The organism is Streptomyces sp. NPDC021749 (genome assembly GCF_040640655.1).
Taxonomy (GTDB): Bacteria; Actinomycetota; Actinomycetes; order Streptomycetales; family Streptomycetaceae; genus Streptomyces.
The window spans coordinates 36,845-53,280 of the sequence record NZ_JBFACE010000009.1 but is presented as its reverse complement, the minus strand read 5'-3'; the positions used below and the strand labels follow the sequence as shown (position 1 = coordinate 53,280).

The 16,436-nt window shown below is 70.8% G+C and carries 15 protein-coding genes and 1 pseudogene; 12 read left to right on the top strand and 4 right to left on the bottom strand.

Features of this window, described 5'->3' with window-relative positions:
* Positions 1-63: 63 nt before the first annotated feature.
* The 4 genes from AB0G35_RS11470 (at position 64) to AB0G35_RS11455 (ending at position 3,315) form a co-directional block, all read left to right on the top strand.
* On the top strand, positions 64-840 hold the full coding sequence (locus AB0G35_RS11470) for an SDR family oxidoreductase (protein WP_360947241.1): 777 nt from the start codon (positions 64-66) through the stop codon (positions 838-840).
* A 22-nt stretch (positions 841-862) separates the two neighbouring features.
* Positions 863-1,774, top strand: coding sequence for an SDR family oxidoreductase (locus AB0G35_RS11465; protein ID WP_360947239.1), 912 nt, complete (start codon positions 863-865; stop codon positions 1,772-1,774).
* 106 nt (positions 1,775-1,880) lie between these two features.
* Entirely contained in the window at positions 1,881-2,327 is a 447-nt protein-coding gene (locus AB0G35_RS11460) for a hypothetical protein (RefSeq protein WP_360947237.1), read from the top strand.
* Positions 2,328-2,451: 124 nt separating this feature from the next.
* Complete coding sequence (locus AB0G35_RS11455; protein WP_360947235.1) at positions 2,452-3,315, top strand: alpha/beta hydrolase; 864 nt, start codon at positions 2,452-2,454, stop codon at positions 3,313-3,315.
* 174 nt (positions 3,316-3,489) lie between these two features.
* Here the strand turns inward: AB0G35_RS11455 and AB0G35_RS11450 are convergent, their stop codons facing one another.
* Together AB0G35_RS11450 and AB0G35_RS11445 are read right to left on the bottom strand one after the other, a co-directional pair.
* Positions 3,490-3,936 (bottom strand): MarR family transcriptional regulator, encoded by a 447-nt coding sequence (locus tag AB0G35_RS11450; RefSeq protein ID WP_360947233.1) that lies wholly within the window; start codon positions 3,934-3,936, stop codon positions 3,490-3,492.
* Positions 3,933-4,220: pseudogene (locus tag AB0G35_RS11445) on the bottom strand (MarR family transcriptional regulator); the annotation flags it as partial. The gene AB0G35_RS11450 and the pseudogene AB0G35_RS11445, both read right to left, overlap by 4 nt.
* A gap of 158 nt (positions 4,221-4,378) precedes the next feature.
* Here AB0G35_RS11445 and AB0G35_RS11440 point away from each other — a divergent pair.
* From AB0G35_RS11440 to AB0G35_RS11420, 5 genes are all read left to right on the top strand, one after another.
* Positions 4,379-5,035, top strand: coding sequence for an ATP-binding cassette domain-containing protein (locus AB0G35_RS11440; protein ID WP_360947231.1), 657 nt, complete (start codon positions 4,379-4,381; stop codon positions 5,033-5,035).
* Positions 5,032-6,975: a YhgE/Pip family protein gene (locus AB0G35_RS11435; protein WP_360947229.1), complete on the top strand. Its 1,944-nt coding sequence runs from the start codon at positions 5,032-5,034 to the stop codon at positions 6,973-6,975. The genes AB0G35_RS11440 and AB0G35_RS11435 overlap by 4 nt, the downstream gene beginning before the upstream one ends.
* A gap of 252 nt (positions 6,976-7,227) precedes the next feature.
* On the top strand, positions 7,228-7,953 hold the full coding sequence (locus AB0G35_RS11430) for a nucleotidyltransferase domain-containing protein (protein ID WP_360947227.1): 726 nt from the start codon (positions 7,228-7,230) through the stop codon (positions 7,951-7,953).
* 343 nt (positions 7,954-8,296) lie between these two features.
* Positions 8,297-9,232 carry an RNA polymerase sigma-70 factor gene (locus AB0G35_RS11425; protein ID WP_360947225.1) on the top strand — a complete coding sequence of 312 codons (936 nt, stop codon included), beginning with the start codon at positions 8,297-8,299 and terminating at the stop codon, positions 9,230-9,232.
* A 193-nt stretch (positions 9,233-9,425) separates the two neighbouring features.
* The gene (locus AB0G35_RS11420; protein WP_360947223.1) at positions 9,426-10,124 is read left to right on the top strand and encodes an NAD(P)H-binding protein; all 699 of its coding nucleotides are present in this window, start codon (positions 9,426-9,428) and stop codon (positions 10,122-10,124) included.
* 78 nt (positions 10,125-10,202) lie between these two features.
* Here AB0G35_RS11420 and AB0G35_RS11415 read toward each other — a convergent pair whose 3' ends face one another.
* Positions 10,203-11,417 carry a histidine kinase gene (locus AB0G35_RS11415; protein WP_360947221.1) on the bottom strand — a complete coding sequence of 405 codons (1,215 nt, stop codon included), beginning with the start codon at positions 11,415-11,417 and terminating at the stop codon, positions 10,203-10,205.
* A 54-nt stretch (positions 11,418-11,471) separates the two neighbouring features.
* Positions 11,472-12,830 carry a S28 family serine protease gene (locus AB0G35_RS11410; protein WP_360947219.1) on the bottom strand — a complete coding sequence of 453 codons (1,359 nt, stop codon included), beginning with the start codon at positions 12,828-12,830 and terminating at the stop codon, positions 11,472-11,474.
* A gap of 684 nt (positions 12,831-13,514) precedes the next feature.
* Between AB0G35_RS11410 and AB0G35_RS11405 the strand changes: the two genes are divergently transcribed.
* The 3 genes from AB0G35_RS11405 to AB0G35_RS11395 all read left to right on the top strand — a co-directional run bounded on the left by AB0G35_RS11405 (position 13,515) and on the right by AB0G35_RS11395 (position 15,545).
* Entirely contained in the window at positions 13,515-13,988 is a 474-nt protein-coding gene (locus tag AB0G35_RS11405; RefSeq protein ID WP_360947217.1) for a YfbM family protein, read from the top strand.
* Positions 13,989-14,097: 109 nt separating this feature from the next.
* Entirely contained in the window at positions 14,098-14,574 is a 477-nt protein-coding gene (locus tag AB0G35_RS11400; protein WP_360947215.1) for a hypothetical protein, read from the top strand.
* A 119-nt stretch (positions 14,575-14,693) separates the two neighbouring features.
* Positions 14,694-15,545: a patatin-like phospholipase family protein gene (locus AB0G35_RS11395; RefSeq protein ID WP_360947213.1), complete on the top strand. Its 852-nt coding sequence runs from the start codon at positions 14,694-14,696 to the stop codon at positions 15,543-15,545.
* Positions 15,546-16,436 lie beyond the last annotated feature (891 nt).

The window sequence follows — 16,436 nt, the reverse complement described above, 5'->3', positions numbered from 1 at the left end:
CTTTCCACCAAACATTTGTTAGGCGGAAGATAGCAGCGGTCCGCGCGCTGCGGGAGGTGTGCCTTGCCAGCGATCACCGATCTGTCCGGACACGTCGCCGTCGTCACCGGGGGGACCCGGGGCGTCGGCGCGGGAATCACCCGCGCCCTGCTCGCCGCCGGCGCCGACGTGGTGACCTGCGCACGACGCCCCCCGGACCAGCCCGTCGAAGCCGCCGGGCGCACCGCCCGTTTCGTTCCGCTCGACGTTCGCGATCCGGACGCGGTCGGCGCGTTCTTCGACCGGGTCCGTGCCGACCACGGACGGCTGGACACCCTGGTCAACAACGCCGGCGGCACCCCCTTCCGGCTGCTCGCCGACTGCGACACCCACCACGCCGCCCGGCTCGTCGAACTCAACCTCGTCGCCCCGCTCACCGCCTCGCTCGCCGCGTACCGGATGATGCGCGATCAGGAGCGCGGCGGGGCGATCCTCATGATCGGCAGCGTCAGCGGCACCCGGCCGTCACCGGGCACGGCGGTCTACGGCGCCGCCAAGGCGGGTCTGGACAACCTGGCCCGCTCCATGGCCGTGGAATGGGCACCCCGCGTGCGCGTCAACACCCTCGTCCTCGGCATGGTCCGCACCGAACTGTCCGCTCTGCACTACGGCGACGAGGACGGCATCGCCTCCGTCGGCCGCACCGTCCCGCTCGGCCGGCTCGCCGAGCCGACGGAGATCGGCGACGCCTGCGTCTTCCTCGCCTCGGACCGGGCCGCGTACATCAGCGGCGCGAGTCTCCACGTCCACGGCGGCGGCGAGCGGCCGGCGTTCCTCGACGCCGCGACCGTGAACCACTGACCTTCACCGAGAGGACTCCACCATGACCGGAATCTGCACCGGACGCGTCGCCGTCGTCACCGGCGCGGGCCGCGGACTCGGCCGCGCACACGCCCTCGCCTTCGCCGCCGAGGGCGCCCAGGTCGTCGTCAACGACCTCGGCGTCGGCCTCGACGGCAGCGGCGGGACCGCCGGCCCCGCCCAACAGGTCGTCGACGAGATCCGGGCACTCGGCGGCGAGGCCGTCGCGCACTGCGGCGACATCGCCACTACCGAGGGCGCCGCCTCGCTCGTCACCACCGCCCTGGACGCCTTCGGCCGCCTCGACACCCTCGTCAACAACGCCGGATTCCTGCGCGACCGCATGCTGGTCAACCTCGACGAGGACGACTGGGACGCGGTCATGCGCGTCCACCTCAAGGGCCACTTCCTGCCGCTCAGGCACGCCGCCGCGCACTGGCGCGCCGAGGCGAAGGCCGGCCGCACGCCCGAGGCCCGAGTGATCAACACCGGCTCCGGGGCCGGTCTGCTCGGCAGCGTCGGCCAGGGCACCTACTCCGCCGCCAAGGCCGGCATCATCGGCCTGACCCTGGTCGCAGCCGCCGAGTTGGGCCGCTACGGCATCCAGGTCAACGCGATCGCGCCGGCCGCCCGCACCCGGATGACCGAGCAGACCTTCGCCGACACCATGGCCGCCCCCGAGGGCGACGACTTCGACGCGATGGCCCCTGAGAACGTCTCACCGCTCGTCGTCTGGCTGGGGTCCGGCACCTGCGTCGGGGTGACCGGCCGGGTCTTCGAGGCGGAGGGCGGGCGGATCACCGTCATGGAGGGCTGGCGGCCAGGCCCCACCGCCGACAAGGGTGCCCGCTGGACCCCCGCCGAGGCGGGCGAGACCGCCCGCAGGCTCCTCGCCGACGCCGAGCCCCCGCAGCCGGTGTACGGAGCGCGCTAGCGGGCGCGGGACCCCGTACGACCGTCAGCCCAACCGGTCGGCCCGCCCGAGCCGCACGACGGGGCCGCTTCCGTACGGGCCCGCCACCGCTGCTACGTTCGAGCCCGTGCATCCCGATGTAGAGAAATTCCGCGAACGCAGCGTACGCACAAGGGACATGGGGTTCGGTCTCGCCGTCATCGCGGCCCTCTTGTGGGTGTGGTGCGGCGTGCTGCTCCTCATGCCCTACGAAGTGCGGCACGGGCCCGAGGGCTACTCCCAGAAGTGCGCGGCCCGTCTGTTCACCGACGAGGGCACCGCCAACGGAGGATGGTTGGAGGATGCCTGCGCGGAGGAGCGGGACTGGCCCGAAGTGATTGCCGTGTTGGGCGTTTCCCTCCCCATCTCCGTGGTGGGAAGCGCGCTCATCACCTATGGCAGCCTCAGCATCCGAATGAGCAAGTACGCGGCCGCCCTGGACGGCTTCCGTGAATCGGCAGTCCGCGAGAAGGAGCAGGAAGAGCAGGAAGAGCAGGAAGAGCGGGAGGAGGAGAAGGAGAAGGGCGGAGAATAGCCCTGCACAAGCGGAAGGGTTTGTACCGGTTGCCTGGGTGATCTTGCCTTGCGTAGTGTCCCCTGGAATATCGGGCAACCGTTCGCGTTGTCCCTCGATTCCGACTCCGCAGGTGGGAAGACAGATGCAGCCGACGTTCGTACTGGTTCACGGAGCCTTCGCGAACTCCTTTTCCTTCGCACCGCTCCAGGCCGAACTGGGCCTCCTCGGGCACCGTTCGGTCGCTGTCGACCTCCCCGGCCACGGTTTCGGAGCAGGCTACCCGCGCGCCTATCAGGCGCCGCAGGACCTCGAAGGCCTCGCCGCCGTGCCCGGCTCGCTCAAGGGGGTCACGCTCGCCGACAACGCCGCGCACCTGATCGGGATCCTGGAACGGGCCAAGGAGAACGGGCCGGTGATCCTGGTCTCGCACAGCCGTGGCGGTATCACGGCCACCGCTGCGGCCAACGCGCGGCCGGACCTGATCGACCGCATCGTTTACGTCGCAGCCTGGTGCCCGGTCGATCTGGACGTCAACGACTACTACGCCGAGCCGGAGATGGCCACCGTCGACGCCGCTTCGCTGGGTCTGGCGATGGCCGGGAACCCGGCCGAACTCGGTCTGCTGCGCGTCAACTTCCGCACCGCGGATCCGGACGCCCTCGCGGCGTTCAAGGCGGCCTTCCTCGCCGACGGCACCGACGACGAGTTCTTCACCTTCCTGAACACCTTCCAGCCCGACGAGAACCTGGACGTCGGCACGTCCGCCGACCGGGCCCAGGCGGCGACCTGGGGCCGCATCCCCAAGGCGTTCGTGCGTCTGGCCGACGACGCGAGTCTGCCGCCCGTCATGCAGGACCGGCTGATCCGCGAGGGCAACGCCCTGACGCCGGACAACCCGTACGAGGTCCGCACCCTCGAAGGCAGCCATCTGAAGTGGCTGATCGACCCGGCACCGGCGGCCCGGGTTCTGGGCGAACTCGCGGAGCTCACGGCCGGATCCGCCTGATTCGGTGCGGCAGTGGCCGTGAGCCGGTCCTAGCAGGAAGAGCGGGCCGGGGAGGAAGGGCGGCCGCCGCGCGGGTGCAACGCACCGCCCTCCTCCACGTCAGCGACCGGGTTCGCCTCGGCGCCCCGGGACCCGCCGCCGGTCCGGCTCCGCTCGTGAGGGACGGGACAGACCTCAGGCGCCGGCCAATTCGGCGTTCGACCGCTCCGTGAGCAGCGCCAACACACGGCCGGCGACCGCCAGGTCCTTGGCCGGAATGCCGGCGTACAGCCGGGCGGAGATCTCTGCGGTCTCGGCGGCGGTGCTCTCGCACAGCTCCCGTCCGGCGTCGGTGAGCCGCAACCGGGAGGCCTCCGCCGGATCCGCTTCCAGCAGCTTCGCAGCCGTCAGCTCGTCGATGACGCCGTGCACGACCGACTCGTCGATCTTCAGTGAGCCGGTGACGTCGCCGACGAGCTCGTCCCGACCGAGGGACCCGCCCGCGGTCACGGCGGCGCGGAGGGTCACGCTCTGGTGGAACGTGGCACCGCGGCGGGCCATGACGCCTTCCACGAGGGCGCGCCCGGCGTAGTGCGCCAGGGCTATGACCCGGCCATTGACAGTGGGGGCGGTGGGGGTCATGACTGCTCCTTGTCGTTCGCGGTGTGCGGATCAAGAGGTGCGTCGAGCAGGGTCGCCAGCTCGCGGGTGAACTGCCGGCTGCGCGGGCCGTCCTGTCCCCCGAGCGGTTCCAGCAACTGGTCCAGCAGGCCCTGGACCACCGTGATCGCGCGGCGTGTGACGTCGCGCCCTTGCTCGGTGAGTGACAGCTGCATGGCGCGCGGGTCGTTCGGGTCCCGGGTGCGGGCGACGAGTCCGGCGGCCTCCAGGGCGCGGGCGAGCTTGGAAACGTACAGCGGTTCCAGCGGCACCCCGAAGCGGCACCGGTCAGCAGCCGCGTCATCAGGCCGTACCGCGTGAGCATCGTCACAACTGCCCTTTCTCAAGGGTGTGTTGCCCACTCCGGGCTAGGCGTTGCTGCATGACAGGGGCTGGAGTTGACGTGATCGCCCGTGGGGCGAGTGTGCACGGTCCGAGAGGGCCGGTGTTCGAGGGCGTGGACCTGGACGTGCCGGCGGGCGGACTGCTGGCCGCACACGGGCCGGCAGGTTGCGGGCGTACGACGCTGCTGCTCGCGCTCGCCGGGCGCATGCGATTGTCCGGCGGCGCCATCCGGGTCGGGGGGCACGTCCTGCCCGCGGACGGCCGGCGGGTGCGGGCCGCGGTGGCCGTCGCCCGGGCGGCACCCGGCGTCGCCCTCGAAGGACGGCTGCGGGTGAAGGAGGTGATGGCGGAACGTCGCCTGACGGGAGCGGAAGTGACCGAACGACGCATCCACGAGGCGTTCGAGGTCGTGGACATCGCCCCACGCGGGACGGATCTGGTCGAGGACCTCGACCCGGTCGAGGCGTTCTTGCTGGCGACCGCGCTGGCGCTCGCCGAGCACCCCGGCGCCCTTGTCGTCGATGACGTCGACCAAGGACTGCCGCCCGATGCGCACGGCAGCGTATGGCAGGCGCTGGACCGGGTCAGGAACAGCGGACCCGGCCCCACCGTACTGGCCGGGTGCCTCCGCACACCGCCGCCCACCCCCGGCCTCGTCGCGCTGTCACTGCCGCGGCGGAGCCGGGACCGCCTCCCGGCCGGGACGGCCGTCGCCCGAGAGGACACCGAGACATGAAAGCCGTCAAGCTGGCACTGCTGGAACTCCGGCGCTTCCGAGGCCCGGTGCGCCGCCTGGTTCCCGTACTGCTCTGCCTGGTGCCGTTGCTGTACGGCGCGATGTACCTCTGGGCGAACTGGGACCCGTACGGCAAGACCGACCGGATGCCGGTGGCCGTCGTCAACCAGGACCACCTGGCGCACGCCAAGCAGGGCCGCCGGGTGGACGCCGGTGATCAACTGGTGAAACAGCTCAAGGCGTCCGGCACCTTCGACTGGCACTTCGTCGGCCGGGACGAGGCGCGCGAAGGGCTGGAACACGGCCGCTACTTCTTCACCATCGACATCCCGCCCGACTTCAGCCGCAAGATCGCCACCGGCGCCGACACCCGTCCCCAACAGGCCGGCATCCGGATCGAACTCAACGACGCCAACAACTACATCGCCGGCATCATGACCGAGGTCGTCCAGACCAAGCTGCAGGACCAGATCAACTCCGCCACCCACGCCGCCTATGTGCGCAGCATCTACGGCGAACTCTCGGACGTACGCGGCAAGTTGACCACCGCCTCCGACAGCGCACACCGGCTGGTGGGAGCCACCCGCGTCGCCCAGCAGGGCACGTCGACGATTGCCTCGGCCACCGCCACCCTTCACGACGGGGCCACCGGAGTCGCCACCGGGGCGCGGCAGATCGCCAGGGCCACAGGACAGATCGACGACCTCGCGGGCCGTCTGGACCAGGCAGCCGCCGACCGGCTTCCCGGGGCCGCCTCCGCCCTGGTGAGCACCGCCCGGCTCACCACCGAAGGCCTGGACGCCGTGCACACCGCCACCACCGCCACCCGCAAGGGCACCTCCCGGGCCGTGAACGACCTCACCGCTCTCGCCGACTCCCACCCCGAACTCCACGACGACCCCGCCTATCGCAGGACCCTGAGCCACGCCCGCAGCCTGGACTCCACCGCCACCGCCCTCGACGGGCGGGCCGCCGCCGCGGAGAACAACGCCCGCCGGGCCCTCCACGAAGCCGAACGCCTCCAAGCCGACGTCGGCTCGCTCCGAGGCGACGTGCTCGCCCTGCACACCCCGCTCCGCCTCGTCGACACCGGTTCCCACAGCGCGGCCGACGGCGCGCACGGCCTCGTCGAAGGGCTCGCCACCCTGGAGAAGGGCTCCGGCGCCCTGCACACCGCCGCCGAACAGGCGCACGGCGGCGCCTCGGACGTCTCCCGCACCGTGGACGACGGACTGCACAAGATCCCCCGCACCAGCCCCGACCAGGTCGCCCACGCCGCCGCGGTGCTGGGCACACCCGTACACATCGACCGGACGAACCTGCACCCGGCCGGGGTCTACGGACGAGGCCTCGCACCGTTCTTCTTCGGCATCGCCCTATGGGTGTTCGGCCTCTTCGCCTACCTCCTGCTGCGCCCCCTCAACACCCGTGCCCTGACCGGCCGGGTCAGCGCCTTCACCACCGCCGTCGCGGGATGGCTGCCGGCCGCCCTGCTCGGCGCCGTGGGCGCCCTGGTGCTCTACGGCGTCGTCGACCTGGCCCTCGGACTGAACCCCGTCCACGCCTTCTGGACGCTCGCGCTCCTGGTCACCGCGGCGGCGGCGTTCGTGGCCGTCGACCACTGTCTGCGCACCGTGTTCGGCGTGCCCGGCGACGTCCTGTCCCTGGTCCTGCTCATCCTGCAGCTCACCGCCTCCGGCGGCCTCTACCCGCTGCCCACCGAGCCGGCCTTCTTCCAGTTCCTGAACCCGCTCCTCCCCATGACCTACCTCGTCGACGGGATGCGCGTCACCGTCTCGGGCGGCCTCACCGGCAATCTCCTGCGGGATTTCGCGGTCCTTCTCGCCTGCACCGCCGGCTTCCTGGCCGTGACCACCTGGGCCGTCCGACGGCAACGGGTGTGGACGGTCGGACGGCTCCACCCCGATGTCTCGCTGTAGGGGAAGGCCGACCGTCGCGCCGGGCTCCTGAGCGGCGGCCTTTCCAGAAGCCGCTGCGGAGCCGGTGCGGCGCCATCGGGTCAGCGACCGTGCGGTGGTGCCGCCGGCCACCTGTCCGCCTACGACATGGCCGTCGGCGTCGCCCTCCCCGTCGACGGCGGCTACGTCGCCCGCCGACACCGCCACCTCGCCCGGTGGAGCCGCTGCCGCCCGCGTGGAAGACGCACCCGCTCGCTGGCACGATGGACCTCCATGACCGACCGGAAATCCGCTGAGACCCAAGCTCTGCACCTGGTGACGGCCCACTTCCCCCATGCTCTGGGTGCCGTACTCGGTGGCTCGGCCGCCCAAGGCCGCGCCACCTCGACCAGTGACCTGGACGTGGCCGTCCTCCTGCCGGACCCGGACAGCAGCCGCCGCGAGGTCATCCGGCATGAGGGCCGGCTGGCCGAGTTGTTCTTGAACAGCGTCGCGGACATGCCCGCGTTCTTCGAGTGGGACCGGGCCCGTCGCCGCGGGACCGTCCTGTTCCTCTACGCCGAAGGCCTGCCGCTGACCGATCCGCACGGCCATATCGCCCGGACCCGTGACCAGGCGCGGGCAATGGTCGCTGCCGGCCCTGCCCCGCTGACCCCGACGGAGTGGCAGCACGGCCGTTACGTACTCACCTGCTACCTGGATGACCTGCTCGATACCTCGCCCGCTGAGCGGTACGAACAGCTGTCCCTGGCCGACCACACCCTCCGCGAGGCAACACATCTGCTCACTGCCCACCACGGGGCGTGGACGGGTATCGGTAAATGGCTTCCGCGCAGACTGCTGACTGCGGACCCGGCTCTCGGCAAGGCCCTGTTGGACGGCCATCAGACGGTTGCCGAACGCGCCGATCCCGGGCCCTTGGCAACGGCGGTGGGGCAGGTGCTCGACCTGCTCGGCGGGCCCCTGCGGGAGGGATACGCACAGCGCTGGCGCCCTTGACCCGCCCGACGCGTCAACGGCCCTGTCTCCATGCGCTGACATGCGGAAACGTGCCCCGCTTCGGGTGGACTTCTCCTTGGGCGCAGGGCCGTCGAGGTGGGGAACGCCCGTCCGCGCAGCCCTGGAGACGTTGTGCCCACCACCTTTCCATTCGAAGACAGACGCTCATGTCAGGAAAGTGATGGTCATGCGGGTGTTCGTGGCTGGCGGGGCCGGGGGCCCGGGGCGGCGGGGGGTGCCGCAACTCCTGGGCCGTGGGCGCCATGGGGTGAGGGGCCACGACCACGAACGCGGCCGAGCTGCGCCGGCCCTCGTGGCGGGAGAGGTTCGAGGGGGAGTCGGTGTGACCGGAAACACGGAACGGGCCGAGCAGTTCGAGGAGTTGCGGCCGCTGCTGTTCTCGATCGCCTATCGGATCCTGGGCAGCGTGACGGAGGCGGAGGACGCCGTGCAGGAGACCTGGCTGCGCTACGAGACCTCCGCCACGTCCCCCACGTCGGCCAAGGCGTTCCTGTCGGCCGTGGTCACCCGCGTCTCGATCAACGTGCTGCGCTCGGCCCGCGTCCGGCGCGAGGAATACGTCGGACCGTGGTTCCCGGAGCCGCTGCTGAGCGACCCGTACGAGGATCCGGAGCGGTCGGCGGAGCTGGCCGACTCGGTGTCGATGGCGGCCCTGTTGCTGCTGGAGCGGCTCAGCCCCCTGGAGCGGGCGGTGTTCGTCCTGCGGGAGGTGTTCGGGTTCGAGTTCTCCGAGATCGGTTCCGCGGTGGGCCGCTCGGAGGCGGCGTGCCGCCAGCTGGTGGTGCGGGCACGCCGTCACATGCACCAGGGACGGCCCCGGTTCGAGGCCGACCGACGCGAGCGTGAGGAACTCGCCAGGCGGTTCTTCGACGCCTTCGCCGAGGGGGACGTCGATGGGCTGCGGGAACTGCTCGCCGCCGACGTTCAGATGGTCGCGGACAGCGGCGGCAAGGCCCCGCAGTGGGCCACCGGCTTCTTCGGCGCCGATCATGTGTCCCGGGTGCTCGCCGCCCTCGTCCTGCCGTTCGCCCGGATCGACGGCGTTGTGGAACCGCATCAGGTGAACGGCCAGCCGGGGGCCATCTTCCGCGACCGGGACGGCAAGGTCATCCACACCTGGACGCTCGACATCCTCGACGGGCAGATCCAGACGATCCGCACGGTCAGCAACCCCGACAAGCTCGGGCATGTGGGACCCGTGGCGGATGCCTGGGCGGTCCTGCGCGAAACACAGCAGGCCCGCCGGGACCCGGGCTGACCGGAGGAGCTGCTGGCACGGCCCCACGCGCAGGCACGGCCCCACGCACAGGCACAGGCAGAGACACAGTGCCAGGCACAGGCACAGGCACGGACGCAGGCGTTCGGCCGGCTGCGTTTCGTACGGGAGCCGTGCCGCGCAGCTTCCCGGACCGCTCACCAGAAGGTTTCGTCACCAGAGAAGGACAGTCGTCATGCGAATCGCAGTCTTCGGAGCCAACGGTCCCACCGGCCGCCTGCTCACCGGCCAGGCACTCGCCGCCGGGCATCACGTCACCGCGGTCACCCGGCAGCCGGACTCGTTTCCCGTGCACCATGAGCGGCTCGAAGTGGTCGGTGCCGATGCGCTCGATCCCGAGGCCGTCGACGCCGCCGTGGCGCAGCGCGATGCGGTGCTCTCCACCCTCGGGGTCCCCGCGGGGAAGGAACCCATCAGCATCTATTCACGCGCAGCGGCCAATATCATCGCCGCGATGACACGGCACCACGTGCGCCGACTCGCCGTGGTCAGCCCAAGTGGGGTCGACCCGCAGCCGTACTCCGACGGCGGGTTCCTGTTCAACCGAGTCCTTCTGCCTTACGTGACCGGAGTGCTGGGCAAGACTCTGTACGACGACATGCGGCGGATGGAAGCGCTGGTCCGGGCCAGCGATCTGGACTGGACGATCGTGCGCCCCAGCGGTCTGTACCACCTGCCGTCGGCCACCGACTACACCGTTGTGGAGGGCCACGCGGACGGCAGGTTCACCGCCCGTGTGGACCTGGTCGCGAGCATGCTGGCCCTGCTGGACGACGACCGCTACCTCCGCACCACCGTCAACGTCATCACCACCGTCGACAATCCCACCTTGCTGAACTGGATCCGCCGCGAAGCGCTCGCCAAGAGCAGCTGAGCCGATTCGACGTGGGCTCGGACGGCGGGTGCACGGCACGACCAGGCGAACGGTGAGCGGCAGCGCGGTCGGCCCGGATCACCGCAGTGGCAGGTCGACGTGCAGCACCCACTGGCTGCCGTCCCGTCCCGCTCGGGCCGTACCTCCGAGGAGCGTGGCACGCTCGCGGATCCCGCGCAGCCCGCTGCCACCGCGCGGGCCGGCCCCCGGTGCCTCCGCGGCCAGCGGATTGCGCACCTCCAGCCGCAGCCGCGTCTCCTCCACGACGATGCGAAGGCCGATCCGTACGGGCCCGGCGTGCCGTAGCACGTTGGTGAGAGCCTCCTGGAGCATCCGGTAGGCCTCCCGGGAGACCGGCCCCGGCAGGTGCTCCAACGGCCCCGTCACCTCGGCGTCGATCTGTGCACCCGAGGACCGCGCGGAATCCAGCAGACGTCCGGCCGCGCCAAGATCCGGGCGGCTGCCGGCCGGCCGCCCCGTCTCCCGCAGCGCGAGCAGGACCCGGTCCAGGTCCGCCAACGCGTCCCGCCCCGTCTCCTCGATGGTCTCCAACGCCCGATCAGTGAACTGCGGGTCAGCCGTTGCCCGGGCGGCACCCGCTTGTACCACGGCCAGCGTGAGCGCGTGCCCGAGGGAGTCGTGCAACTCCTGTGCGATCCCGTTGCGTTCCAGCAACTGCTCGGTTCGCTCCTCCAACTCGGACAGCCGCTCCTTGACCGACGGCCCCAGCAGCCGCCGGGCAGCCTGAGCCATGAGTGCGCCTGCTCCGGCGACCGTGGCGACCAGCACCAACAGGGGGAGGGGCAGCAGCAGGACGTACACCCAGCTCCTGCCGGACACGTGCACGAGCAGGGCAGCGCCGCCGGGATCCCCGGCTGCCGCCCCGGCGAGCGACAGCGAAAGCGCCATCAGCCGATCCGTCACCAGCGCGACAGCGAGCCCGGTCTCCACACGTAGCACCAGCCAGGCACCGGTTCGTGCCCGGTCGCTCCACGAGGCGGACGGAACGGCGGAGACGCCCGGCCGCTCGTCGCTCCGCACCCGTGCGTGCGGGCCGGGAAACAGCATCAGCCGTGCCTGCAGCCCCTCCGCGCGGCGTACCGAGGGCACCATGGCGACGGCCAGGACCAGGGGAACCGGAAGGACCGTGATCAGCGCCCAGTCGCCCGGCGACGGACTGCCCAGCCCCGGGAAGACCATGGCACAGGCCATCGGCACCATCGCTCCCATCAGCAGGTGGAGCCAACGGGTGTACGTCACCGCTTGTGTCAGCGGCAGCAGGAGGCTGAGCATGCGGTCATGCTGGCAGAGCTGGCTCTCCGCCGTGCAAGGGAGGGCTGCAGTTCCTCATCCGTTGCCGGTCCAGCGGGTGAGCAGGCTGACGGCTCGGGCACGGTCGGTGGGGGAGAGGTCGGCGATGGTGACGCCGTGGTTGGCTCCGCCTGCCCACAACATGTGGGAATCACGGTCGCTCGGACGGAAGGGTTCGGCGACGGCCGCGTCCTGGGTGCCGTTGACGAAGAGCATGCGTTGCCCGTGGCGGCGGACCCAGCGGTCGATGTCAGGCATGGCGTCGGGGTCGAAGCGCATCGGGATGTCGCGCGGAACGAAAGTGCGGGGCTCCATGGCGTCCGGGTAGCGCAGCAGGCCGGTCAGATGACGGGTGGGAACGTCGAAGTACCCCAACTGCGCGCCGAGTTGGTAGAAGTAGGGGACGAAGCGCTGCGCGACCGGGTCGCCGTAGAGGGACAGTCCGGCGACGTCGTCAAGCCAGGCGTACAGCTCATCGGTGCCCGCTTCCGGGCCGGGGATGGCGGCGCGGTCCGCGTCCGTGCCGTGCTGCCAGAACATGAACGCCGCCCGCAGAACGGCGATTTCGAGAGCCTTGTCGGCGCTGCCGATGATGCGGAAGGTGGCCTTGTGCGCCCTTGCCCAGGCCTCATAGCGGGCCACCATCTCCGTGCGGCGGAGCAGGATCTGTCGCTGCGCCGTCCTGATGGCGTCACGGCAGGCGGCGTCGCCCACGCTGTCCAGGAAACGGAGGTAGGCACGGTCGTCACGGTCATCGACGTTGTTCGGGGCGGAGTAGGCCACGGTGGCGTCCACGTCGTGGGGGTGGAAGCGGCGGTGGTAGACGCTGGTCATGCCGCCCTTGCTGCTGCCTGTGGAGACCCACGCACCGCGGTACAGCGTACGGAAGAGGCGGACCACGCGGTGATGGTCGGCGGCGGCCTGACGGATGGTCAGGTAGGAGTAGTCGAGCGTCGCCGGGCGTGAGGTGCCGAAGAAGCGGTGCTCGACCTGGAGCTGGTTGCCGCCCAGCAGCACGGTGGGCTCGGCGCGCCGCGGCGTGAGGACTGCTTCGTATCCGGTGGTGAACAGTACGGTGGGCCGCTCGACGGCAGTGTGCAGCAGGGTGAGGCGCTGCTCGAAGCTGCCGGCCGCACGGTTCGTGTGGTCGATCGGCTGACGCAGCCCGAGGACGAAGAAGCGGTACCCCGGCTCTGCGCCCGGCCGTTCCTCGATCACCCTCAGCCCCGGCAGGGCCCGCAGGGCTTCAGCGATTCCGTCCTTCTCCGGACGAGCCGCGCCGGTGGCTGCTGCGGCCGCCGCGGGGGCAGCCGCCGTGCCGACAAGGCCCCCAGTCGTGGCGGCCAGGCCCCCGGCCAACGCTGCCGAACCCAGCAGCCGTCGCCTCGTCCACATACGCATCCTGATCCTTTCGTGCCACGGCCGCACCAGACCCCGAGCCCGATGGCGACACAGCGGCCCCGTGCCGTGAGGAGCTGACCGCTCCAGTACATCCGCCGGGCGCCGCAGAAGGATCCCGTACCCGGGGGAGTGTCTCCCCCGGGCGGGGGAGACGGGTGTCTGTCACGCATCCGCCAGGCACGGTCCGACCCCACCCGGCACGAGGAGGTACGGGGAAATGCGAGGCGGCGGCCGGGAGGTTCGCCTGACGGCCCGAGACGGGAAGGCCGGGGCGGCAAGGCAGGGGCGGGAAGGCAGGGGCGCTGGATGAGCCAGACCGCAGGCACGCCGCTCGCCAACCGGATACGGAACTGAGCGGTGCACCCGGTACGGAACCGAGTCCCGCCCGGTACGGAACCGAGTCCCGCCCGGTACGGAACCGAGTCTCTCGCCGTCGATGGGGACCACCGGCCAAGGTCCGGGGCCGGCGCAGCTGGCGGTGAGGGCGTGCGTCCACGAGGCCGACCCTCGACGTGCCGGGTGAAAAAACCCTTCTGCTGCCGTCGGCGCGCACGGCGGTAGCTCGTCCTGTTCCGCTAACGGACTTCCGTGCCTTCACTCCCACTGTCAGTGCGGCATGGAACGCTTGTTCGTCGAAGCGATGGATCGATCTCAACTCGACGATGGGAGAGGCCTTTCATGGGCATGGTCATCTCGTTCACGCGCATGACACCGGAGGAGCTGGACAGGGCCGAGAAGGACATTGAGTGGGCGAGGGAGTTCCTCTGGGAGATCGACGAGCTCAGGCCGGACAACCCCGGCGCCTACCTGGACAAGGCCTGGGCCGGCCTGGAGTTCCTGCTCGGCGAGGCCGATGAGCCGCTTGAGTTCCTGATGGACGGCTACCCGATAGACGACGAAGGCACGCTGTTCGGCTGGAGCGCCGAGAGCGTCCAGGAGACGGCGAAGCGGCTGCGGGCGCTGCCGTGGGAGCGGTTGGCCACCTATTACGACCCGGTTCGGATGACTGAGGAAGAGGTGTACCCCAACATCTGGGATCCCGAGGATGAAGACGGCCCCGAGTATCTGGAAGGGGCTTACGAGACGTTGGTGAGCTTCTTCGAGGCCACGGCCCGCCTGGAGTCCCCGGCGCTGATGAGTTTCAGCTTCTAAGGAGCTGATCCCTGCCTTCGGCCCCGCGACGCGGTCCCGGACCGAGGTGTCAGTGCTCTGCCCTAGGGTGGCAGCGAGCTTGCATATGTCATACGGGGGGAGCCGCGCGATGGGCGCCAGTGGTTGGGACTACGTCACTCCGTACAAAGGCACCGTTGAGAAGTCCCTGGAGGCTCTGCACGCGCAGGTCTTCCAGGAACTCTACGGCGACGACGAGACGTACCGGGACCTCGAAGAGCTATGGAAAGACGAGGAGTTCATGGGGGAGGAGGGGACCCACTCGATCCTGGACATCGATCGCGTCGTCCACACAACCGCCGTGCCGTCGAGCCACAACATCGCGGACTACGGGACGCTGCGCCCGCTGTCACCCAAGCGCATCATGCACCACTTCGGCACCGATCGCCCCACGCCGAGCCAGTTCGAGGAAGTGCTCGCCCGCGCCCATGCGGACATCGGATTTCCGCCCGATCGCGCGGAGACGCTGTTGGACGAGTGTCGTATGCGGTGGACCGGCGTGTACGTCGTCCTGTACACCGGCGAGGTGCCCACCCACCTGGGAATATTCGGGTTCTCGGGCGACTGAGCCGCATTACGGGGAGCGCGCGGCAAGCGCATACGGCTGTTTCCATGACGGCCGTTTCTAAAAGGAGACGGCCGTTTCAATAAGGAGACGGCCGTTTCTATAAGGAGGGGGAGTCGGCAATGCATTCGTTCGACCGGGGACTGGTCCTGGGGAGCGGAGGTCCCGTCGGCACGGCCTGGATGGCTGGGCTGGCCCACGGGTTGCGGCGGGAAGGGGTGGATCTGGGCGAGGCCGACCTGGTCGTCGGCACGTCGGCCGGCGCGATCGTCGCCGCGCTGCTTGCCACAGGGCAGGACCTCGGGCGGCTCGCGACCACTTCGGCTCGCCCAGCCGGTCACCGGCCGGTGGCCGACCCGGAGCGGATGGGCGCGGTGTTCGCCGTGCTCGGTGACCATGGTCTGGAACCAGGTGACGCCAGGCGCCGAGTCGGCCGGATCGCGCTCGACAGCGCTGACCATAAGGCCGAGGAGGCGTTGATCGCGGGGCGGGGTGCCCTGATCGGTGCGCATGCGTGGCCGGACCGGCGGTTGCTGATCACCGCGGTGGACGCCGCTAACGGTGAGCCCGTGGTGTGGGGCCGCGACAGCGGCGTGCCGCTGGTGCACGCCGTGGCGGCGAGCAGCGCCTTCCCCGGCGTGGAGCCGCCGGTCACCATCAACGGCCGGCAGTACATGGACGGCGCTTTGCGGTCGGGCACCAACGCCGATCTCGCGGTCGGAGCCAGCACGTTGGTCGTGGTGGAGCCGATGGCGCACCTGCTTCCCCGTGCCTCGCTCGACCAGGAGTTGGCGGTCGTCGGAGCGCACACCGTGATGACCGTCGGTCCCGATCCGGCCTCGGTACGTGCATTCGGCCCGGACCTGAATGACCGGGCAGCCTGGGAACCGGCCTATCAGGCGGGCCTTCGCCAGGCCGATGACCTCGGTCGGCGGCTCCGGCCCGGTTGGAGACTTCGCCTGGCACCGCAGTGAGTGGCCGACCGGTGCCGTGCCGCAGGCCTTGAGGTCCGCCACGACGAAACGGGCCCCGCGGTCTGCGCGGCGTCCTGCACGCGGTGAAGCCCTGACGTACAGACGACGGGCAACCACCGGGCTGAGCGCGCCCGCTTCGCCGGGGCCGCCGCGGCGGCCCTCGGCCTCGGCCGGCCGGAACCCGGCGCGCGCCTTGTCGGCGGGCACTCGGCCTGGTCGTGGCCGTCGGCTCGGCTCCGTACGAGTGCGGTCGGCGGCCTGTGCGGAGATGCCCGTGGGGCCGGCCCGGTGTCCTTGACTGGAGCACTCCCCATGGGCGCCGATACCGGGCCTTCGGCCTGGCTCTCGGACTGCTCCCGCCACTCGCAGCCGCCTGCCTGCCTCATGTCATGGCGCGGTCACCGGGGCGCGCGCTCTGGGAGACGGACGGCGGCGCGCTCTCTGGGAGACGGACGGCGGAGGGCCTGGCAGCGCCGGGCGCGCCACCGGCTGACCTGACCTGGCCGGTCCGATCTGCCCGAGGGGCCCGACCTGCCCGACCGACCAGACGTGCCCGACCGGCCCGAGGGGCCGTCCTCGCCGGCTTCGCGCATGTCTCGCCGGCCGGAACTTTGGTCCGCCAGGTGTTCCCGGGCCCGCTCGGGGCACCCGGCCGAGTGCCGTGGGTTCTGTCCCGTGAGCCATGAAGCGGCTGCTGAGAGGCGCAGCGTTCGCGCGCGTGCGAGTCTGAATGCGCTGGATGCCGGCATCCTCCCGGAAGGAGCATGTCATGAGTGCCCTCACTGGGTTTCTTGCAGTGAGGCAGGGAGCGGATTGCCATGAGCACGTCCGGCCGTTCGGCCGCCGCCGGGGTGCGGACTGTCCACTCCCAGCTGTGTCGAGCCTGTCGCC